Origin of the sequence: Piscibacillus salipiscarius (assembly GCF_042685285.1) — a bacterium.
GTDB lineage: Bacteria > Bacillota > Bacilli > Bacillales > Alkalibacillaceae > Piscibacillus > Piscibacillus salipiscarius.
This window is the reverse complement of sequence record NZ_JBHUMZ010000042.1, coordinates 1-19,689: the sequence shown is the minus strand read 5'-3', so window position 1 is coordinate 19,689 and position 19,689 is coordinate 1. Positions and strand designations below refer to the sequence as shown.

General features: G+C 36.0%; 24 protein-coding genes. 14 read left to right on the top strand and 10 right to left on the bottom strand.

Translation table 11 applies throughout. The annotated features are described in order from the left end of the window. Window positions 1-165: 165 nt before the first annotated feature. From rnjA to def, 3 genes are all read right to left on the bottom strand, one after another. Complete coding sequence (gene rnjA / locus ACFSW4_RS12265) at window positions 166-1,833, bottom strand: ribonuclease J1 (RefSeq protein ID WP_054754983.1); 1,668 nt, start codon at window positions 1,831-1,833, stop codon at window positions 166-168. A 14-nt stretch (window positions 1,834-1,847) separates the two neighbouring features. Continuing rightward, a complete protein-coding gene (locus ACFSW4_RS12260; RefSeq protein WP_054754982.1) occupies window positions 1,848-2,057 on the bottom strand; it encodes a DNA-dependent RNA polymerase subunit epsilon in 210 nt (69 codons plus the stop codon). Between the two features lie 358 nt (window positions 2,058-2,415). After that, the gene (def, locus tag ACFSW4_RS12255; RefSeq protein ID WP_054754985.1) at window positions 2,416-2,973 is read right to left on the bottom strand and encodes a peptide deformylase; all 558 of its coding nucleotides are present in this window, start codon (window positions 2,971-2,973) and stop codon (window positions 2,416-2,418) included. 146 nt (window positions 2,974-3,119) lie between these two features. Between def and ACFSW4_RS12250 the strand changes: the two genes are divergently transcribed. The 5 genes from ACFSW4_RS12250 to lpdA all read left to right on the top strand — a co-directional run bounded on the left by ACFSW4_RS12250 (window position 3,120) and on the right by lpdA (window position 8,970). Next, entirely contained in the window at window positions 3,120-3,776 is a 657-nt protein-coding gene (locus ACFSW4_RS12250) for a YkyA family protein (RefSeq protein ID WP_054754981.1), read from the top strand. Between the two features lie 411 nt (window positions 3,777-4,187). After that, window positions 4,188-5,231 (top strand): pyruvate dehydrogenase (acetyl-transferring) E1 component subunit alpha, encoded by a 1,044-nt coding sequence (gene pdhA, locus ACFSW4_RS12245; RefSeq protein ID WP_377329608.1) that lies wholly within the window; start codon window positions 4,188-4,190, stop codon window positions 5,229-5,231. 3 nt (window positions 5,232-5,234) lie between these two features. Further along, on the top strand, window positions 5,235-6,212 hold the full coding sequence (locus tag ACFSW4_RS12240) for an alpha-ketoacid dehydrogenase subunit beta (RefSeq protein WP_054754980.1): 978 nt from the start codon (window positions 5,235-5,237) through the stop codon (window positions 6,210-6,212). A 19-nt stretch (window positions 6,213-6,231) separates the two neighbouring features. Next, window positions 6,232-7,560 (top strand): dihydrolipoamide acetyltransferase family protein, encoded by a 1,329-nt coding sequence (locus ACFSW4_RS12235; RefSeq protein ID WP_377329605.1) that lies wholly within the window; start codon window positions 6,232-6,234, stop codon window positions 7,558-7,560. A gap of 3 nt (window positions 7,561-7,563) precedes the next feature. Then, entirely contained in the window at window positions 7,564-8,970 is a 1,407-nt protein-coding gene (lpdA, locus tag ACFSW4_RS12230; protein ID WP_377329603.1) for a dihydrolipoyl dehydrogenase, read from the top strand. Between the two features lie 117 nt (window positions 8,971-9,087). On the opposite strand, the gene ACFSW4_RS12225 is transcribed toward lpdA, so the two are convergent. After that, window positions 9,088-10,629: a glycine betaine uptake BCCT transporter gene (locus ACFSW4_RS12225; RefSeq protein ID WP_377329601.1), complete on the bottom strand. Its 1,542-nt coding sequence runs from the start codon at window positions 10,627-10,629 to the stop codon at window positions 9,088-9,090. 128 nt (window positions 10,630-10,757) lie between these two features. Here ACFSW4_RS12225 and ACFSW4_RS12220 point away from each other — a divergent pair, with 128 nt between their 5' ends. From ACFSW4_RS12220 to ACFSW4_RS12205, 4 genes are all read left to right on the top strand, one after another. Continuing rightward, complete coding sequence (locus tag ACFSW4_RS12220; RefSeq protein ID WP_377329599.1) at window positions 10,758-11,660, top strand: polysaccharide deacetylase family protein; 903 nt, start codon at window positions 10,758-10,760, stop codon at window positions 11,658-11,660. 136 nt (window positions 11,661-11,796) lie between these two features. Next, on the top strand, window positions 11,797-11,925 hold the full coding sequence (locus ACFSW4_RS12215) for a GapA-binding peptide SR1P (protein ID WP_279402024.1): 129 nt from the start codon (window positions 11,797-11,799) through the stop codon (window positions 11,923-11,925). A gap of 84 nt (window positions 11,926-12,009) precedes the next feature. Then, the gene (locus ACFSW4_RS12210) at window positions 12,010-12,963 is read left to right on the top strand and encodes an NAD(P)H-dependent flavin oxidoreductase (RefSeq protein ID WP_377329597.1); all 954 of its coding nucleotides are present in this window, start codon (window positions 12,010-12,012) and stop codon (window positions 12,961-12,963) included. A gap of 19 nt (window positions 12,964-12,982) precedes the next feature. Next, window positions 12,983-13,258 carry a UPF0223 family protein gene (locus ACFSW4_RS12205; protein ID WP_377329595.1) on the top strand — a complete coding sequence of 92 codons (276 nt, stop codon included), beginning with the start codon at window positions 12,983-12,985 and terminating at the stop codon, window positions 13,256-13,258. Window positions 13,259-13,279: 21 nt separating this feature from the next. Here ACFSW4_RS12205 and ACFSW4_RS12200 read toward each other — a convergent pair whose 3' ends face one another. Beyond that, complete coding sequence (locus tag ACFSW4_RS12200; protein WP_377329594.1) at window positions 13,280-13,921, bottom strand: YktB family protein; 642 nt, start codon at window positions 13,919-13,921, stop codon at window positions 13,280-13,282. Window positions 13,922-14,035: 114 nt separating this feature from the next. Here ACFSW4_RS12200 and ACFSW4_RS12195 point away from each other — a divergent pair, with 114 nt between their 5' ends. Further along, window positions 14,036-14,833, top strand: a complete 798-nt coding sequence (locus ACFSW4_RS12195; protein ID WP_377329592.1) for an inositol monophosphatase family protein — start codon at window positions 14,036-14,038, stop codon at window positions 14,831-14,833. A gap of 27 nt (window positions 14,834-14,860) precedes the next feature. Here the strand turns inward: ACFSW4_RS12195 and ACFSW4_RS12190 are convergent, their stop codons facing one another. After that, on the bottom strand, window positions 14,861-15,037 hold the full coding sequence (locus ACFSW4_RS12190) for a DUF5325 family protein (protein ID WP_377329590.1): 177 nt from the start codon (window positions 15,035-15,037) through the stop codon (window positions 14,861-14,863). Window positions 15,038-15,159: 122 nt separating this feature from the next. On the opposite strand from ACFSW4_RS12190, the gene ACFSW4_RS12185 reads away from it, so the two are divergent. Beyond that, window positions 15,160-15,483, top strand: a complete 324-nt coding sequence (locus ACFSW4_RS12185; RefSeq protein ID WP_377329588.1) for a YlaH-like family protein — start codon at window positions 15,160-15,162, stop codon at window positions 15,481-15,483. 27 nt (window positions 15,484-15,510) lie between these two features. On the opposite strand, the gene ACFSW4_RS12180 is transcribed toward ACFSW4_RS12185, so the two are convergent. Next, the gene (locus ACFSW4_RS12180) at window positions 15,511-15,711 is read right to left on the bottom strand and encodes a YlaI family protein (protein ID WP_377329586.1); all 201 of its coding nucleotides are present in this window, start codon (window positions 15,709-15,711) and stop codon (window positions 15,511-15,513) included. 112 nt (window positions 15,712-15,823) lie between these two features. Between ACFSW4_RS12180 and ACFSW4_RS12175 the strand changes: the two genes are divergently transcribed. Further along, the gene (locus ACFSW4_RS12175) at window positions 15,824-16,108 is read left to right on the top strand and encodes a hypothetical protein (protein ID WP_054754974.1); all 285 of its coding nucleotides are present in this window, start codon (window positions 15,824-15,826) and stop codon (window positions 16,106-16,108) included. 37 nt (window positions 16,109-16,145) lie between these two features. Here ACFSW4_RS12175 and ACFSW4_RS12170 read toward each other — a convergent pair whose 3' ends face one another. The 3 genes from ACFSW4_RS12170 to ACFSW4_RS12160 form a co-directional block, all read right to left on the bottom strand. Next, window positions 16,146-16,970: a manganese catalase family protein gene (locus ACFSW4_RS12170; RefSeq protein WP_377329584.1), complete on the bottom strand. Its 825-nt coding sequence runs from the start codon at window positions 16,968-16,970 to the stop codon at window positions 16,146-16,148. Window positions 16,971-16,985: 15 nt separating this feature from the next. Further along, the gene (locus ACFSW4_RS12165; protein ID WP_054754973.1) at window positions 16,986-17,570 is read right to left on the bottom strand and encodes a YhcN/YlaJ family sporulation lipoprotein; all 585 of its coding nucleotides are present in this window, start codon (window positions 17,568-17,570) and stop codon (window positions 16,986-16,988) included. Between the two features lie 108 nt (window positions 17,571-17,678). Next, a complete protein-coding gene (locus ACFSW4_RS12160) occupies window positions 17,679-18,164 on the bottom strand; it encodes a hypothetical protein (protein WP_377329582.1) in 486 nt (161 codons plus the stop codon). A gap of 82 nt (window positions 18,165-18,246) precedes the next feature. On the opposite strand from ACFSW4_RS12160, the gene glsA reads away from it, so the two are divergent. Next, window positions 18,247-19,176 carry a glutaminase A gene (gene glsA, locus ACFSW4_RS12155; RefSeq protein ID WP_054754972.1) on the top strand — a complete coding sequence of 310 codons (930 nt, stop codon included), beginning with the start codon at window positions 18,247-18,249 and terminating at the stop codon, window positions 19,174-19,176. Between the two features lie 81 nt (window positions 19,177-19,257). Further along, window positions 19,258-19,551 carry a YlaN family protein gene (locus tag ACFSW4_RS12150; protein ID WP_054754971.1) on the top strand — a complete coding sequence of 98 codons (294 nt, stop codon included), beginning with the start codon at window positions 19,258-19,260 and terminating at the stop codon, window positions 19,549-19,551. Window positions 19,552-19,689 lie beyond the last annotated feature (138 nt).

Sequence of the window (19,689 nt, the reverse complement as noted above, 5' to 3'; positions counted from 1 at the left end):
GCGGATCGCCCGCGGAAAGGGAAGGCCTAACCTGAAAGGTTAACCTAAGATTACTTCAACAAATTATCAGAAAGTAATCTATACCCCAACAAATATTCTAGAGCCGAAAAAACTCGCTAATTCATTAGCGAGTTTTTTTGGCTATTTTGGATAGGTAATGTTTTATTAAACTTCCATTATAATCGGTAAAATCATAGGACGACGTTTTGTTTTCTCATATAAGAACGGCTGAATCGTATCTGTGATTTCGTTTTTGATTTCAGACCATTGAGATGTACGTCGTTCCATCACTTTATCTAAATGCTTCGAAACAAGTACTTGAGCTTCTTTAATCAAGTCTTCAGATTCTCGCATGTAGACAAACCCTCTAGAAATAATGTCAGGTCCTGATGCAATTTTGAATTCTTTCATATTAATGCTAACAACGACAACTACTAAACCTTCTTCAGAAAGGATTCTACGGTCTCGTAAGACGATGTTACCAATATCTCCAATTCCACTACCATCAACATAAACAGAACCTGATGGAATTTTACCAGCAACACCAACGTGTTTATTGCCAATGGCTAGAACATCTCCATTGTCCATGACAAATGAGTTATTTAGGTTAACTCCGCAATCTCTAGCTAACTTAGTGTGTTCAGCTAACATGCGATATTCACCGTGGATTGGCATGAAATATTTTGGTTTTAGCAGTCTTAGCATTAATTTCTGTTCTTCTTGTCCGCCGTGACCAGAGGTATGAATGTCATTTAATGATCCATGAATAACGTTAGCTCCGGCACGGTATAGTTTATTAATACTACGATTAACACTAATCGTATTCCCCGGAATAGGAGAAGATGAGAAAACAACTGTGTCATCTGGTTGAATTTGTATGTGTCTGTGAGTTCCATTAGCAATTCTTGATAAAGCTGCTAATGATTCACCCTGGGAACCAGTACATAAGATACAAACTTCATCACTAGGTAATTTATTAATTTCGTTTGGTTCAATAAAGGTGTCTTTCGGTGCACGAATATAACCTAGTTCTTGTCCGATTCGAATGGAGTTCTCCATGCTGCGTCCAAATACACATATTTTTCGTCCATTATTCGTAGCAGCTTCAACGACTTGTTGTAGACGATAAATATTGGATGCAAATGTTGCAAATATGACTCGGCCTTCAACTTTACCGAATATATCGTGTATGCTTTCTCCGACAACTCTTTCAGATAAAGTAAAGCCCGGTACTTCACTATTTGTACTATCAGATAACAAACATAGTACACCTTCTGAACCGATTTCTGCCATTTTTGCTAAATTAGCTGGCTCCCCGACAGGAGTAAAATCAAATTTGAAATCTCCAGTATGAACAATATTTCCTGGAGGCGTCTTTACGACAATACCGTACGAATCTGGAATACTGTGTGTCGTACGGAAAAAACTAACGGAAGTTTTACGGAATTTAATAATGTCATCTTCTTGTATTGTGTTTAACTCGGCATTTCGTAATAATCCGTGTTCTTCTAATTTATTACGAATTAAACCGATTGCTAGCTTACCTGCATAAATAGGTACATTGATTTCTCTTAATAAATACGGAATACCACCGATGTGGTCTTCATGTCCATGTGTGATAAACAATCCTTTAATTTTGTCTTGATTTTGAATTAAATACGTATAATCAGGAATGACATAATCGATCCCTAATAATTCATCTTCAGGAAATTTAATTCCAGCATCGATCAGAATGATCTCATCTTGGAACTGAACTCCATACGTATTCTTACCGATCTCACCAAGACCACCTAAAGCGAAGATTGCTACTTGATCGTTTTTAACAAATTTCATCTGCGTAACGACTCCTATATTTTCTCCACTTTGAAATCTTCGGATTGTTGTTCATAAGCTAAATGAGCCTCACTTAATTCTTGGACATATTCTATATTGTAGTTACGATCAGCTAGCTTTGAACGCACTTCTCTTACATTTTCCGCTTCAATATAAAGAGTTTTGGTTTCTTCTCGAACAGGTGCTTCTTCAGCATGTTCTTGATAAAGTACTTTAAATATCATATTATCTCTCCTTACTGTCAATATTTCTCCGTTCATTACCTATCCGTATAGCTATATCTAAATGCAAATGAGCATTAAAGAACAATGATTATGTGTTGGCAGTTTTTTTATTGCCTAACCATTTTTTTAAACGTTTTTTTAAGCGATCTCTTAGTTTTTTTAACATGAATCATACATCCTCTCATAGAAGATTTGTATGAAATGCATAGTTAAGTTGATTATACTTGCTAAACAAAAAATACTAAGGCATTTATTAACATTATCATCTTCTTTTATTATTATATACTGCAATCCTATGTTTTTAAAATGATTTATATAAAAAAAGTACTGATTTTTGTAATCAGTACTCATGAAAACTTTACATTTCATCTGCTGGTGTTGAATTTTCAGGCGGGTGTAAAGGGTCATTTTGGTTGATATGATCATAGAACATAATACCGTCTAAGTGATCTATTTCATGTTGAAATACGATCGCTGCATACCCTTTTAAACGAAGCTTAACTTCTTCATCGTTTAAATTAGTTCCTTTTATCGTAATTCTTGCATAGCGAGGAACAATTCCAGGCACATCGCGGTCTACACTTAGGCAGCCTTCTCCGCCTTTGAGATAAGTTTTTTCAACTGAATGACTGATGATTTTGGGATTGAATAACCCCATACTATATTCACGATCATTAAAATCGGTAAAATGTACAGCGAGCATTCGTTTCGATAGTCCAATTTGGGGTGCAGCTAGACCTACCCCAGGCCTTAAATCATATTTTTTAGCGATTTCTTCATTTTGGCTATTTTTAATAAACTGTAGCATTTCTTCAAGAGTTTCTTGGTCTTTTGTTGATGCAGGAAGTTCTACTTCTTTAGCTTTTTCTCTTAGAACTGGATCACCTTCTCGTACTATTTGATCCATCGTTATCATGTCATTCATCCTTTCAGCTCTCCTTAATACCATCATCATTTTATCATATGTTTTTATGATATATTAATATTTTGATGTTATTTTTTCATGCCTGGTTATGTTATACTTTTTATTATATAAATACGATCTAAGAAAGAGGGAATACGATGAAACGCGTGATGACTTCAGCACTCATATTACTTATCATGTTCTTTTTAGCAGCTTGTTCTGAAGATTATAATCCAGCAGAAGATATGTACACTCATTTAGAGAAGTCTGTTGAGTTAGAGAGCTCATTTCAATCAGCACAATCAGAATTAGTCAAACTAGAAGAAAAAGAGAATGAACTATATAATAAAATGATGGAAATTAATATGAATGAACTTGATGAAATAAAGCCTATAATTAAAGAAGCTCTTGGTCTAGTTGAAGAACGCAGGAAGTTAATGGAACAAGAGAAAGAAAGTATTGATGCGGCTAAAGAAGAGTTTGATCAGGTTCAAGAGTATATTGAAGAATTAGATGAAGAGCCTAAAGAAATTGCCATTAATATGGTAGATAAAATGAATGAACGCTACGAAGGGTTTAACGAACTTTACAATGCTTATAATAGTTCATTAGATTTAGATGCAGAATTATATGAGATGTTAAAAAACGAGGAATTGAAAAAGAAAGACCTAGATGCACAGGTAGAAAAAGTTAATAATAGTTATAATGAAGTTCAAAAAGCACAAGAGAAATTTAATAAATTAACTCAAGAGTTTAACGATTTAAAGAAACAATTCTATGAGGCATCAGGCTTGAATGTAGAATATGAAAATTAAACTTAATTGTATTAAAACAGAGCGCATCATCCTTTTAGGGTATGTGCTCTTTTTTATTTTATAATGATTAACTGTTATATTACAGAATTAAAAATACAATGTAACAGATGCATAATCTTTTGAGGTTAAGATTTTTTGTTTTTAGACTTAAAAGCTATTAGTTAAAAGTGTTTGACGATTTGCTGCAGTATGATATAAACTACCAATTAGTACGAAGTTGTATTAGTCATTACTTTATATTTAATTGTAACAGTCATGATTAAGATAGGTAATATTAGGGTACATAATGTATAGAATTACGATTAGTACTCGGCAGTTTTGGCAAACTATAATGAGGAATTTAATTGAAAGGAAGAGGTGACGATAGTGAGCTTTAAAAGTCCACTTGAAGGAATCGATGAAAAGTTTGAAATGATTCAAATTTTAAATGAAGATGGTGAGATCGTTAACGAGGATGCGATGCCTGATTTATCAGATGATGATTTAGTTGAATTAATGCGTCGCATGGTGTACACAAGAGTTCTAGACCAACGTTCGATTGCATTAAATCGTCAGGGACGTCTAGGTTTCTATGCACCAACTGCTGGACAGGAAGCATCTCAACTTGGTACGCATTTTGCATTAGAGAAAGAAGATTTTGTATTACCAGCTTATCGTGACGTACCACAATTAATTTGGCATGGCCTACCATTATATCAAGCATTCTTATTCTCAAGAGGGCATTTTCACGGTAACCAAATGCCTGAAGATGTTAATGCATTGAGCCCGCAAATTATCATTGGGGCACAAATTACACAAACAGCTGGTGTAGCACTAGGGCTAAAACGTCGAGGTAAGAAAAATGTTGCGATTACGTATACAGGTGATGGCGGTGCATCACAGGGTGACTTTTACGAAGGTATAAACTTTGCAGGTGCTTATCAGGCTCCGGCCATTTTTGTTGTGCAAAATAACCAATTTGCTATATCAGTACCTGTTGAGAAACAGTCAGCTGCTCAAACGGTTGCACAAAAAGCAGCCGGTGCAGGAATTCCTGGGTTTTTAGTAGATGGAATGGATGTTTTAGCCGTTTATCAAGTTACTAAAGAAGCTCGTGAGCGTGCTGTTAACGGCGAAGGTCCGACACTTATTGAAACTTATACTTATCGCTATGGTCCACATACAATGGCAGGGGATGACCCTACTCGTTATCGTACAGAAGATATGGATGATGAATGGGAGAAAAAAGATCCATTAGTTCGTTTCCGTAAATTCTTAGAAAGCAAAGACTTATGGTCTGAAGAAAAAGAAAATGAAGTAATCGATACAGCGAAAGAAGAAATTAAAGCAGCCATTAAGAAAGCTGACGGTCAGGACAAACAGAAAGTGACTGATTTAATCAATATTATGCATGAAGAACTTCCATATAACTTACAAGAGCAAATGGAAGAATATAAAGAAAAGGAGTCGAAGTAAGCAATGGCACAGATGACAATGATTCAAGCAATAACTGATGCTCTTCGTACGGAACTTAAAAATGATGAAAATGTGCTTGTGTTTGGTGAAGACGTAGGCCAAAACGGAGGCGTATTCCGTGCGACTGAAGGTTTACAAGAAGAATTCGGTGAAGAACGTGTATTTGATACGCCGTTAGCTGAATCAGGAATTATCGGTATGTCAGTTGGTCTATCGACACAAGGGTTTAGGCCTGTTCCTGAAATTCAATTCTTCGGCTTCGTATATGAAGCGATGGATGCTGTGAGTGGTCAAGCTGCTCGTATGCGCTATCGTTCAGGTGGTAGATGGCATGCGCCAATTACTATTCGTTCTCCTTTTGGGGGCGGTGTACACACACCTGAATTACACGCAGATAGTTTAGAAGGTTTAATGGCCCAACAACCGGGACTCAAAGTAGTTATTCCTTCAAACCCACATGATGCGAAAGGATTATTAATCTCAGCCATTAGAGATAATGACCCTGTTATCTTTTTAGAGCATATGAAACTTTATCGTTCATTCCGTGAAGAGGTTTCTGAAGATGAGTTTACTGAAGAGATTGGTAAAGCAAAAGTGAAGCGTGAAGGTAAAGATATTACCCTAATTGCATATGGTGCAATGGTCCATTCAGCTTTAAAAGCTGCTGAAGAATTAGAGAAAGAAGACATCGATGCAGAAGTAATCGACTTAAGAACTGTATCACCAATTGATGTTGAGACAATTGTAGAATCTGTTAAGAAAACCAATCGTGCAGTTGTGGTACAAGAAGCACAAAGACAAGCTGGAATTGCAGCAAGTGTAGTATCTGAGATCCAAGAACGTGCTATTTTACATTTAGAAGCACCAGTATTACGTGTAGCTGCTCCAGATACGGTATACCCATTCTCTCAAGCAGAAGAAGTTTGGCTGCCAAATTATGAAGATATTGTTGAGAAAGCGAAGCAATCGATTAACTTTTAATGACTAGGAGGGAAACAAAGTGGCCTACGAATTCAAACTGCCTGATATAGGTGAAGGTATTCACGAAGGTGAAATAGCCAAATGGTTTGTCAATAAAGGTGATGAAATAAAAGAAGACGACGTGTTATGTGAAGTGCAAAACGATAAAGCTGTTGTAGAAATTCCATCACCGGTTGAAGGTACTGTTTTAGAGGTACTTGTAGATGAAGGTGAAACAGCAGTCGTTGGAGATGTCATTATTAAAATTGACGCTGAAGGCTATGATTCTGACGATGAAGAAGACACAAGTGATGGTGAAGAATCGGAAAAAGAATCTGAACAAGAAGAGTCAAAAGATGATTCAAAACAAGAATCAAAAGAAGAAGCCAAAGAAGAAAGTCCTAAAACGGATTCTACTGAGTCTGATACAGACGAATCTGAAGATAAACGTGTCATTGCTATGCCATCAGTAAGAAAATATGCAAGAGACAATGATGTTAATATAAGTAAAGTTCAAGGTTCTGGTAAAAATGGCCGCATCTTAAAAGAAGATATAGATCAATATCTTGATGGTGGTCAAGAGGAAGCTAGTCAGGAAACAGAAGCTAAAGAATCAACTGAAGATAAGGAACAAAAAGGTTCTAAACAGACCGTTCCAGCTGGCGATTATCCAGAAACTCGTGAGAAAATGAGTGGTATTAGAAAAGCTATTGCTAACGCAATGGTTAAATCTAAACAGACAGCACCACATGTAACATTGATGGATGAAGTTGATGTAACAGAACTTGTTAACCATCGTAAGAAATTCAAAGAAGTTGCAGCTGAACAAGAGATTAAGCTAACTTACCTTCCTTATGTGGTAAAAGCATTAGTTTCAACGCTTAAAAAGTATCCATCATTAAATACTTCATTTGATGATGACACCGAAGAGATCATCCAGAAGCATTACTATAACATTGGTATTGCTGCGGACACTGATAAAGGTTTACTAGTACCAGTAGTAAAAGATGCTGATCGTAAATCAATCTTTGATATTTCTAGCGAAGTAAACGAGTTGGCAACAAAAGCTCGTGATGGTAAACTATCATCAGAAGAAATGAAAGGTGCATCTTGCTCAATCACTAATATTGGGTCAGCAGGCGGACAATGGTTCACACCGGTTATTAACCACCCTGAAGTAGCAATCTTAGGTATTGGCCGAATTGGTGAAAAACCAGTTGTTCGTGATGGTGAAGTGGTTGTCGCACCAGTATTAGCTATTTCATTAAGCTTTGACCATCGTATGATCGATGGGGCAACAGCTCAACTAGCAATGAACCATGTGAAACGTTTATTAAATGACCCACAATTAATCATGATGGAGGCGTAGATAATGGTAGTAGGAGATTTTCCAGAAGAAGTAGATACTCTTGTCGTTGGAGCAGGTCCTGGTGGATATGTAGCAGCTATTCGTGCTGCACAAATGGGACAAAAAGTTACTATCGTTGATAAAGGTAACTTAGGTGGTGTATGTCTAAACGTAGGTTGTATCCCATCTAAAGCACTAATCTCTGCAGGACACCGCTATGAACATGCAAAGGATTCAGAAGAAATGGGTATTGTTGCTGAGAATGTCTCAGTAAACTTTGATAAGACCCAAGAATGGAAAGGTAAGATTGTGAATAAACTTACTGGCGGTGTAGAAAGCTTATTAAAAGCGAATAAAGTAGACATCGTTAAAGGTGAAGCTTACTTTGTTGATCAAAACACTGTAAAAATTATGGATGAAAAGAATTCGCAAACTTATAAATTTAACAATTGTATTATTGCTACAGGTTCTCGCACAATTGAACTTAAACCATTCCCTTATTCAGACCGTGTATTAGATTCTACAGGAGCTATTAACCTAAAAGAAATTCCTGAAAAATTAGTTGTTATTGGTGGAGGATACATTGGTACTGAGCTAGGCGGAGCATATGCTAGCTTCGGCAGTGAAGTTACTATTTTAGAAGGAACTAAAGATGTCTTAGGTGGTTTCGAAAAAGGTATGACGCAATTAGTTAAGAAGCGTCTTAAGAAAAAAGGTGTCGAGTTAGTTACGGAAGCAATGGCTCAAGGTGTTGAGGAAACTGACGACGGAGTAAAAGTAACTTACGAGGTAAAAGGTGAAGAGAAAACAATTGAAGCAGATTACCTATTAGTTACGGTAGGTCGTCGTCCAAATACTGATGAAATGGGTCTTGAAGATATTGGTTTAGATCTTGATGATAAAGGTCTAATTAAAATTGATAAGCAATGTCGTACAAACTTAGATAACATCTATGCTATTGGTGATATTGTTGAAGGCCCACAATTAGCTCACAAAGCTTCTTATGAAGGTAAAATTGCAGCAGAAGCGATCAGTGGTGAAAAATCTGAGATTGATTACTTAGGTATTCCTGCTGTCGTATTCTCAGATCCAGAACTAGCTAGTGTTGGTCACAATGAGGAAAGCGCTAAAGAGGCTGGGTTTGAAGTTGTCGCTAAGAAATTCCCATTTGCAGCAAATGGACGTGCGTTATCACTTAATGATTCAGATGGTTTCGTGAAATTAGTTACACGTAAATCTGACGGGTTAGTAATTGGTGCACAAGTGGCTGGACCTAATGCAAGTGATTTAATTGCTGAATTAGGATTAGCAGTTGAAGCAGGTATGACTGCTGAAGACTTAGCACTTACAATTCATGCTCATCCAACATTAGGTGAAGCTGTTATGGAAGCTGCTGAAGTGGTACTTGGCATGCCAATTCATACTGCGTAACCAATAATTATTTATTAATAAAGAGACTGTAATCGTAATGATTATAGTCTCTTTTTTTGGCTCTAAATAATTATCACAAAAAAAGACTGACCCTATGATTTGGGTCAGTTGGTAGAATTATCGATCTTCAGGTTTTTTTCGTTTTAATGGATAATTTCTAGCTTCTTCTTTAAACTCTTTCACAACTGAAAAGATGACCATAATTAGAATAAAGGCAAATGGGAACGCTGCAATAATTGATGCGGTCTGTAAGGCACCTAAACCACCTTGCCATAATAGAACAGCAGCTGTAGCTGATTGAACAAGCCCCCAAGCAATCTTTACCTTTAGGTCAGGGTTAAGGTTTCCTCCAGTCGTTTGCATACCTAATACAAATGTTGCTGAGTCAGCAGATGTAATGAAGAATGTACTGATTAGCAGAATGGTTAATAACGAACTTAATGTCGTTAATGGATAATTCTCTAATACGGTAAATAAAGCTGCTTCTTGTCCGGCATCTGAAATAATTGAAAATAAATCCATTCCATTATTATATTCAAGTGCAATGGCAGAGCCGCCAAATACAGCGAACCATAAGGCACCAAATATAGTAGGTACTAATAATACTCCGACCACAAATTCACGAACTGTACGTCCTCTTGAAACGCGAGCTATAAACATAGCAACAAATGGTGCCCAGGCAATCCACCAAGCCCAATAGAATATGGTCCAACCCTCTAACCAACCAGTATTTTCTTCATTAAACGGAGCCATTCTAAAGCTCATAGCTGGTAACTTTTGAATATAACTTCCAAGTGTAGTTGTGAAGAAATTCATTATGAAATTCGTAGGCCCTGCAAACAACATAAAGAGTAGCAAAATAAACGCTAAAACAATATTAGTTGTACTTAAGTATTTGATCCCACGATCTAAGCCTGTAATGGCTGAGAGCATAAAAAGTATGGTGACGACGATTATAATAATAAATTGTAGTGAAAAATCGTTGGTTAATCCATCGAATAAAATGCCTAAACCACTACTGATTTGTTGAGCTCCTAAACCAAGTGATGTGGCAACTCCAAATATCGTTGCAAATACAGCGATGACATCAACTAATGTACCAAATCCGCCATTCATTCGATCACCAAATAAAGGTTTTAATGTACTACTAACGAGTCCAGGAGCATCTTTTCTAAACTGAAAATATGCTAGAGCTAAAGCTAGAATAGAATAGATCGCCCACGGGTGTAATCCCCAGTGGAAGAAACTATAACGCATAGCGACTTTAGCTGCTTCGCTTTCTCCATCAACTGCAAATGGTGGTGTGTTAAAGTGATAAATCGGCTCTGTGGCCCCCCAGAAAACTAGACCAATCCCCATTCCAGCGCTAAATAACATACCAAACCAGGTAATATAATTATACTCTGGTTTATCTCCGTCTTTACCTAAGACAATATTTCCATACTTCGAGGCAATTAAAAATATAGCAAAGACTAAAAAAGAGGTTGCAGAAAGTAAGTAAAACCACCCGAATTTCTCAACCAAAAATCCTTGAATATTGCCAGTTACTTTTCCTAAATTCCATTCTGGGAGTGTATTTTCGGAAATCATACCCCATATAATGAATAAAATAGCAATCACTAATGATATATAAAATACTTTAGTTACTTTTTGTTTCATGAGTACGGTTCATTCCCTTCCAAACGTATTAAGTTCCTATATTTCTTTTGCCCAATTTTCAACTTCTAATTCAAAATGAAAGTCTCATCGTTTATAATTTATATATAGACATAAGGGGGAAAACATCTGTGAAAAACATAAAATTTTTGGGGATTTTCTTATTAATTAGTTGGGCACTTGTAGCTTGTGCTGAGAATGGTCAGGAAGTGGCTCAGCCTGAAGAGATTGAAGGGCAAACTGGAGAAGAAGAAAAGAAAAATGAAGCTGAAAATGTTGATGAAGATTCGGAAGATATAGAAGCAAAAGAACAAGAGGAACAGACTAAGGAAGATACAAAAACTGAAGATGATGACAGTCATAGTGAAGAGCAAAAAGAAGAAAAGAAAGCTAAAAAAGAACCAGAATATTTTTTGAATGATGTTGGGTATTTTAAACCTATTGATGATGCTAACCCGAAGGTAGTTTTATTAACAATAGATGATGCACCTGATGAACATGCTATAGAGATGGCGAAAACCTTAAAAGAATTAAAGGCACCGGCTATTTTCTTTGTGAACGGACATTTCATGGATACTAAAGAAGAGAGAAAAGTAGTTAAACAAATACATGACATGGGATTCCATATTGGAAATCATACATATAACCATCAAAACTTGCGAGAAGTATCAAACAAACAACAAAAAAAAGAAATTTTAAAACTTAATAAGATAATTGAAGAAGTAATAGGTGAAAAGCCTAAATTCTTCAGAGCACCACATGGAGCTAATACCGATTATGCTGAAAAATTAGTTAAAGACGAAGGTATGTTGTTAATGAACTGGTCTTATGGATATGACTTTATGGCAGATTATATGGAAAAAGAAGCACTTGAAGAAATAATGGTTAATGCCCCTCAATTAGGCAAAGGTGCTAATCTACTCATGCACGACAGAGAATGGACAAATGCTGCTTTACCAGGTATTTTAGAAGGTTTAAAAGAAAAAGGTTATGACTTTTTAGATCCAGATCTTATCCAATTGACAAAAGAATAATATAGATTGCCGTCACTTTGAGTGGCGGCTTTTTAATTTTTATAAAGAAAATAAAATATCCTATTGCAATAATTAGTATGACATAATATACTATTAATAACTTAAATAATACATCCTATTTGAAGGAGTGGTATGAATGGGTACAATTGTTTGCGCCAAATGCCAACGTATTATCGATTTTTTCGATCACATTAAAGTGACAAAAATCTATAGTCATAATTGTGATTGTTGTCAAAAAGAAAAAGAATCTAACTCAAACGCTTAATGGCGTTTGAGTTTTTTTGTCTAAAGTTTCCTGATTTTCTCAATACAGGAATAGTGGTAAGATTATTTATAAGGGAGTGGTGAAATGAAGACAAAAGTGACGGAGTTATTAAATATCGAATTGCCAATTGTTCAAGGTGGGTTAGCTTATTTAGCTTATGCTGACTTAGCTGCAGCAGTTTCTAATGCAGGTGGGCTAGGACAGATTACAGCAATGAGTTTACCTAATGAAGAGGCGTTAAGAAACGAAATACATAAAGTAAAAGAAATGACTGATAAGCCATTTGGAGTGAATTTTGCAATTGGTCAGCACGGACGATCATTTGAACATATGGTTCAAGTTGCAGTAGATGAAAAGGTTCCTGTCATATCCGTAACCGGTGGTAACCCCAAGCCAGTACTAGAGAAGTTCGAAGGGACAGATACGAAAAAGTTAGTATTAGTTGCTGCCAAAAGACAAGCAGAGAAAGCAGAAGAACTGGGTGCTGATGGTGTCATGGTTGTAGGACATGAAGGTGGTGGCCATTTAGGTCGTGATGATATCGGAACATTTGTCTTAACTCCAGAAGTCGTTGATTCAGTTAAAATTCCTGTCATTGCTTCTGGCGGTATAAGTGATGGACGTGGTTTGATGGCAGCATTAGCTTTAGGGGCTGAAGGTATTGAAATGGGCACAAGGTTCATTGCGACCAAAGAATGTGTTCATGCAAATGAAGTGTACAAAAGGAATTTGATAGATGCAAATGAGCATTCGACGGTATTAATTAAAAGGTCAATAGGTACACCTGCTAGGGCACTAAAAAATATTTGGACTGATCAAATACTTGAATTAGAAGAAAAAGAAGTTGGGTATGAAGGGTTGAAAAATTATATTAGCGGAGAAGCGAATAGACGATATATTTATGAGGGAAAACAAGAAGAAGGATTTGCGTGGGCAGGTCAAGTCAGTATGAGAATAAAAGATATACCAACCGTACAAGAGTTGTTTGATCAAATTACAAAAGAGATTCATATGATTAAGCAGAAATGGAATCAATAAAAAAGGTTGTGAAAAATAGATGGAATATCATTATCCGATTGACCCTGATTGGTCAACCCATGAAGTAATCGATGTGGTTGAGTTCTTTCAATTAATCGAAGAAGCATACGAAAAACAAGTTAAAGCAAGTAAAGTAATGGAACAGTATAAGAAGTTTAAAGCCGTTATTCCTTCTAAAGCTGAAGAGAAGACGCTTTTTAAACAATTTGAAAAGCAGTCAAGCTATGTACCGTATCAAGTCGTAAAAGCAGCAAAAGAATCAGACGGCTCCCAGAATATATCTCTTAAAAAATGAACTCGGTGATTTCACCGAGTTCTAGTTATATTGAATGGTCTTTGTAAGATCATATAACACCGATAAATTCTTAAAGGTATCTTCACATAGTTTTATAAATTCTTCACCATTTTTTAAACGTGAATCTTTACGATCTAATGTTAAACCGCAAAGTATTTCTGCCTTTTTGACATTTTCAAGGCGGTCAACTAAACGATCAAATTCACCGTTTTTCATCTCTTTATGACTAATTGTGTCTGGTTCCGTATGATCTTTAGACCAAACAAAATCGTCAGGAATAGTAGATAAAATATGCTCTTTATTTGCTTTAAGTTCTTTAGCAAAATCAGATTTTATTGGACTTTCATAAATAACCGCAAACCAGATAAAGACATGTGTTTCCCACATTCCAATCTGGAAATGAGGGAGTTTCTTATATCCGCGCTTACTATTTGCTAAAGCAGCCCAGGTATCGTTAGGTGGATTCTTAGTACGGCGTGCATGTTTAGCAACATGAATAAACATTTCATCTCCTGTAAGGGAAGATGCAGTTGGTTCTAATTCTGTAGCAATGGTTTCTAACTTAGGTGATAAACGACCTCTAAGTTCTTCCATACGTTCATCTAAGCCATCAATTTTAAATACGTCAAAGTCTTTTTGATTAAATCCTGTAAAGTTAGCCACGAGTAATCGCTCCTTTTATGACTTGTCTGTAAATTATTTTAGCATAAGTTCAAACTAGTTTATAATAATATACAAAGTTGACTGGATTATAAGATAAAGGATGATGGAATAGAAATGAGAAATCGCGATCATATTTTAAACGAAGCAAAACAATGGGTTATTGAAGCAGGTGAACTCATAAAAACCGAAATGCAAAAACCTTATAAAATAGATACGAAACGAGATCGGAAAGACTTAGTGACGGAGATTGATCAGAAGACTGAGCAATTCTTTGTAGACCACATTTCAAAAAAGTATCCTGACCATAAAATATTAGGCGAAGAAGGAATGGGTGAGGAGGTTCATTCATTAGACGGTACCGTATGGATTATTGACCCGATTGACGGAACCATGAATTTTGTCCATCAACAACGCTTTTTTGCTATATCAGTAGGTATTTATCACGATGGTGTCGGAGAAATTGGGCTTATTTACGATGTGATGAACAACACAATGTACGAAGGGGTCAAGGGGGAAGGAGCCTATAAAAATGCTAAACGTTTAGATCCAATTGACCCGAATAAAACATTAACGGATGCATTAGTTGGCTTAAATAACTTCTGGGCAATTCCTAATAGACGTTTAAATGAAAAAAAGATTCATGAACTGGTTAGAAAGGTTAAAGGAACCCGCTCTTACGGGTCTGCAGCATTAGAATTTGCGTACATTGCTGAAGGAATCATTGATGCTTATATTACCATGAGGCTTCAGCCGTGGGATATTGCAGCGGGAAAAATTATTGTGGATGAAGTTGGAGGAGTGACAACGCGAGTCGATGGAAGCTCACTTGACTTATTAACAGGTAATACAGTGATCTGTTCGAATAAAGCTATTCATGAGTCGCTTATGACGTTTATTCAAGAAAAAGAATAAAAAAATCTGTTCCTTTATAGGAACAGATTAATTTTTGTTTTGATAATCACGTTTTAATTTAAAACCATAACCCATTAATCCAAATCCTGCTAAAAGAGTTAATGCGATTAGTAAGTAATTTTGATAGCTAATCATGATGGCTGTGGCAACGAAACACAATATAACGAGCACAGCTAATATAAACATTTTTTTACTATGATTCATAGTCTCACCTCATCCAATTTAAAGTTTACACGATGTGACAAAATTTGAAAACATATAACTTCTATCTAGATAATCCTTCGTGAATCATGTATGATAGATGGGGATTAAGAGGAGGATTTTTTATGAATGAAAATGGAAATGCATTAGAAGATCAATTTTATTTACCAGTTGAAAAATTTTTCTTAATGGACATAGGTGGAACAGAAGGTTTTTGGTTGTTGTTTATAACGGTAGCATTATTGGCTATGCTTACATATAAATTAGGTTTTGCAAAGAAATTACCTTTGCTTAAATCAATTGTGGTTTATGTTTTGTTAGTTTTCGGTTGTTTTATGTTAGTCATATTTGCTATTGGCGGGTTGCCAATTGCAGAAGTATTAATAATAACCTCAATCGTTTTAGGAATATATCGATATAGACTCCATCGTGAACGTGATGCAAAATAAACGTTGCCAATATAGGCAACGTTTTATTTATAGGTGAGGGTCACCTTTTGGTTCTTCATATAGTTTAAAATTTTCATTCTTACGTCTTTCGATCGTCTTTTCACTAATACGTTCATAACATTCATTACATATATACGTTTGAATCCGTCTTTTTCTTAATTTCTTTGCTAGTAAAGAATAAGGTTTAACCTTTTCAATTTGTTCGCATAATACACATTTCACACGCATGTTAATCACCTCTACTTGAGACACATTATAACATGTTTGTCCTTTTAAATGTTTTAAAATAAAAAGATAGGGAAAACAATTAGTAAGAAAACATAAATGAGGAGTGTTGAAAATGAGAAAAGGTATTATGACAACACTTGTTGCTGCTGGAAGTGCAGCAGTAGGCGCATATATTTTTAGTGACGAAAATCGCAAAAGTAAAATTAAAGGTCAATACCAAAAAGTGAAAAACCAACTTTTAGGTGAACAAACAGATCCAATCGAAAAAGCAGGTAAACCAGAGGAAGTGAGTCATCATGAAGATTCAAAAATGGTTTCAGAAGGTGCCCAATTTGGTGTTCAATATTATAATGAAGTGAAAGAAGATGACGAAAAAGAAGAGACGCATACAAAATAAACAAAAGAACCGTGTTTAAGCGGTTCTTTTGTTTTATCTATTGATTAAACTTTGGTGTTCCGTGAATATAACCAGGTGCTGGATTTAAAGTTGGGTTTTGACCTTGGGCTTTTGGATTAGGATCGTAATTAAACTGACTTAATCCGTCCATTGATGGACCTGATGCCCAGCGACCAGTTTGACTGTCTTGACCTTCAGAACAGTTCATAAAAGTATAAGCAACATCAGATTTCTCATATTGTCTTTCGAATGTGCTCGGTGTAACTTTTCCTTCTTTCTCTTCAAGCTCTGCGATTGCAGCTAACCACTGATTTTGGTGCATCGTATCTCTAGCAATGAGGAAGGAAAGCATATCTCTAACTCCAGCATCATCAGTCATTTCATATAATCTAACGACTTGAAGGCGCCCTTGAGATTCAGCATTTAAGTTAGCTCTAAAATCAGCTAACAAATTCCCACTTGCAATCGTGTATCTTGCATTCCAAGGGTAGCCAGCACTATCGTTAGGACTTGCACCTAGACCATTAACAATAGCATGTTGCGGATTCATTCCGCCCATGACGGATTCAATGACGGGGTCTTTAGCTGCATTTTCCTGCTCTTCAACTGGAGCTTTATCAAGGAGTTGAGCTATCATCGTAGCTAACATTTCGACATGAGCAATTTCTTCTGTCCCTATATCTAACAACATATCTCGATACTTAGATTCTGCTCGGCAATTCCAACCTTGAAATAAATACTGCATCATGACGGAGATTTCTCCGTATTGACCCCCTAAAACCTCTTGTAACTTTTTAGCATAAACTGGATCAGGCTTGTCTGGTTTTGCTCGATATTGTAATTCTTTTACATGATAAAACATTTTGAAAACTCCTTTTTATTCTTTTGATTGATCTTGTTCTTTTTGAATATTTCTTGTGTTTTCATTAGCATCACCACGCGTTTGTGATGGGCTTTCTTTTTTAGGGTTATTTTCTTTTGTAGGGGTTTCCGGTAGATATCTACCTACAATATTAGATATCTCTTCTAAGACTTGATCAGCTGGTTCCCCTTGTCTAATCATTTGGTTCATATTTTTAATGCGTTCCATAATGTCTCCGTCGGCGACCACAAATGCATAATGACCAAATGGGTCATGCTTAACAGCTTCCGTTACAGAATATTTTACTGAACCGACGCGGGATCGGTCTAAATCATCATCAACGTCAATACCAATGATTGTATAGGAACCAAACACTAATACTCTTGCGTCGTTAACATCAGGTACTTGTGTGGCTAATTTCGCTAAACGCTGAGCTGCTTCGCGATTCGAATGCTTATTAGACTGCTCAATTTCGGAGTCACTTAATTGTTCAACTTCAGCATCGGTATTTATTTGGTTTCCATTCCCTTGTTGCTGAGACATGCATCCAGCTGAAAATAAAATAATCAGCATCGCTATATTTAAACCTTTATATTTCATAAAAACCATACTCCTTTTTTCTTTAGTTTGCTTAGAAAAGGAGTAATTATGAGAAAAAAGTTATAAAAAAAGTTAACTGCTCAACATGAACAGTTAACTGGGTAAAAGCTATACAACTGAGATTTTTTTAACATTTTTAATTGGATTGCTTTGATTGCTACCATCACCGAAGTACAAATGAACCGGGCCATCTTCTGTTAATGGTTTCCCCTTTAAAGCAAATAATAAGTAAGAATTCTCTAATTGGGTAAAATTAATTTCAACTGAATCGTCATCAGTATGTAAAATGGCTTTCGCAGCATCTTCGTTCGGTTCAGAATTAGGTAGAAAGTAACTTAACGGCATTAGATAACTATTTTCAAGTACCTTTTTCTTATCAAAGCGCTTTATACTTTCATTAATAGGTGGGTTAATCTGTTGCTGATATTGATCGCGGTTAAACGGTGTATCTTTATCTGCAGAAGCACCGTTAAGATTAGAATCTTCGTTTTTAAAAGCATCATCTAATAATACTTTGCGGTCATCAAATATCCATACGGTTGGATCTAAGGTTATAGGGTGTTTAACGTTCCCTTCAATTTGTACAATTAACATTCTGTCACCTCATCTTATAAATCTTTAGTCCATTACGAGTATAACGAAGATTTCTTCACAATGCACGAGAGGAGTTTTATAAATGATAACTATTACTCAAGATGATTTATCGAAATGGCTAGAGCATGTTCGTATTTACGCTAATAACGGAAAGGTTGCAGATTATATACCAGCTTTAGCAAATCAACAGCCTGAAACAAATGCCGTTGCTTATTATCCATTAGAAGGTGATCTAATTTGTTCAGGTCAATCAGAATATTGTTTCACCATACAAAGTATTTCTAAAGTCATTACCCTTGCGGTAGCCTTAATTCAACACGGAGAGCGTGCGGTTTTTTCAAGAGTGGATAAAGAACCAACAAGTGACCCATTTTATTCTGTTGCAAAATTAGAAGTTGAGAAGCCTGCAAAACCTTTCAATCCAATGATTAATGCTGGTGCATTGGCTGTAACGAATATGATCCGTGGTCGAAATTCTGAGGAAATGGTTAATGAAATTTTAAGATTAGTGCGCTTATTAACCAATGATGAAACGGTCACTTATGACCCTGAAGTGGCTCAATCAGAATATGAAACCTCATTTCTCAATAGAGCGTTATGTTATTTTATGAAACAACACGGAGTCATTACTGGAAGTGTTGAAGAATTGTTAGATGTATATACAAAACAGTGCGCTATAAGTATGAATGTTCAGCAATTAGCGAGGATGGGTGCAGTCTTTGCTAATGATGGACGTGACCCAGACACAAATGAAGTCCTAATTCCAGATCAAGTTGCTAGAATATGCAAAACGTTTATGGTGACTTGTGGCATGTATAATGAGTCAGGAACTTTTGCTATTAATGTAGGTATACCAGCTAAAAGTGGAGTGTCAGGTGCAGTAATGGGAATTCTTAGAAGGAGTGGAGGTATAGCCGTTTTTGGCCCTGCATTAAATGCAAAGGGTAATAGTGTCGTTGGGTTACGTTTTTTAGAAAACTTAGCAGAAGAGAAAAGTTGGTCAATCTTTTAAGGTTAAACAAGTTTCCTTGCATTTTAATGGTATAACCTATAATATATTAAAGTAGGAGCTCAAATGTAAGGGGGAATTACCGTGTCATCCAATGTAGCGCTTGAAGAAGATCAACAAGCTCTAGCCCTCTTAAAGGCGGATGCGGATCAAATTTTGCAATTAATTAAAGTACAGATGGATAACTTAACAATGCCTCAATGTCCTCTTTATGAAGAGGTTTTAGATACACAGATGTATGGCTTATCTCGTGAAGTTGATTTTGCTGTTAGACTTAAATTAATTAACGAATCAACTGGCAAAAGCATACTTGAGAACTTAGAAAGAGAATTAAGTGCCTTACATGAAGCATATCAAAAACATAAAGCATCAACATAAGCTCAAAATATAGCATAGCTATGTTTTGAGCTTTTTTATTACGTCTTTAAAAACCACACGCTCTGCGTGTGTGACAATGAAGCTTTTAGAGTGGTAACAAAAAAGATCTCCTCTCGGTTATAATGAACATTGGCCGTC

Bases quoted from the DNA above. Each gene is read 5' to 3' on its own strand.
- rnjA (WP_054754983.1), bottom strand. From the start codon at position 1,833: ATGAAATTTGTTAAAAACGATCAAGTAGCAATCTTCGCTTTAGGTGGT.
- ACFSW4_RS12260 (WP_054754982.1), bottom strand. From the start codon at position 2,057: ATGATATTTAAAGTACTTTATCAAGAACATGCTGAAGAAGCACCTGTT.
- def (WP_054754985.1), bottom strand. From the start codon at position 2,973: ATGATAACGATGGATCAAATAGTACGAGAAGGTGATCCAGTTCTAAGA.
- ACFSW4_RS12250 (WP_054754981.1), top strand. From the start codon at position 3,120: ATGAAACGCGTGATGACTTCAGCACTCATATTACTTATCATGTTCTTT.
- pdhA (WP_377329608.1), top strand. From the start codon at position 4,188: ATGATTCAAATTTTAAATGAAGATGGTGAGATCGTTAACGAGGATGCG.
- ACFSW4_RS12240 (WP_054754980.1), top strand. From the start codon at position 5,235: ATGGCACAGATGACAATGATTCAAGCAATAACTGATGCTCTTCGTACG.
- lpdA (WP_377329603.1), top strand. From the start codon at position 7,564: ATGGTAGTAGGAGATTTTCCAGAAGAAGTAGATACTCTTGTCGTTGGA.
- ACFSW4_RS12225 (WP_377329601.1), bottom strand. From the start codon at position 10,629: ATGAAACAAAAAGTAACTAAAGTATTTTATATATCATTAGTGATTGCT.
- ACFSW4_RS12215 (WP_279402024.1), top strand. From the start codon at position 11,797: ATGGGTACAATTGTTTGCGCCAAATGCCAACGTATTATCGATTTTTTC.
- ACFSW4_RS12210 (WP_377329597.1), top strand. From the start codon at position 12,010: ATGAAGACAAAAGTGACGGAGTTATTAAATATCGAATTGCCAATTGTT.
- ACFSW4_RS12205 (WP_377329595.1), top strand. From the start codon at position 12,983: ATGGAATATCATTATCCGATTGACCCTGATTGGTCAACCCATGAAGTA.
- ACFSW4_RS12195 (WP_377329592.1), top strand. From the start codon at position 14,036: ATGAGAAATCGCGATCATATTTTAAACGAAGCAAAACAATGGGTTATT.
- ACFSW4_RS12190 (WP_377329590.1), bottom strand. From the start codon at position 15,037: ATGAATCATAGTAAAAAAATGTTTATATTAGCTGTGCTCGTTATATTG.
- ACFSW4_RS12185 (WP_377329588.1), top strand. From the start codon at position 15,160: ATGAATGAAAATGGAAATGCATTAGAAGATCAATTTTATTTACCAGTT.
- ACFSW4_RS12180 (WP_377329586.1), bottom strand. From the start codon at position 15,711: ATGCGTGTGAAATGTGTATTATGCGAACAAATTGAAAAGGTTAAACCT.
- ACFSW4_RS12175 (WP_054754974.1), top strand. From the start codon at position 15,824: ATGAGAAAAGGTATTATGACAACACTTGTTGCTGCTGGAAGTGCAGCA.
- ACFSW4_RS12170 (WP_377329584.1), bottom strand. From the start codon at position 16,970: ATGTTTTATCATGTAAAAGAATTACAATATCGAGCAAAACCAGACAAG.
- ACFSW4_RS12165 (WP_054754973.1), bottom strand. From the start codon at position 17,570: ATGAAATATAAAGGTTTAAATATAGCGATGCTGATTATTTTATTTTCA.
- ACFSW4_RS12160 (WP_377329582.1), bottom strand. From the start codon at position 18,164: ATGTTAATTGTACAAATTGAAGGGAACGTTAAACACCCTATAACCTTA.
- glsA (WP_054754972.1), top strand. From the start codon at position 18,247: ATGATAACTATTACTCAAGATGATTTATCGAAATGGCTAGAGCATGTT.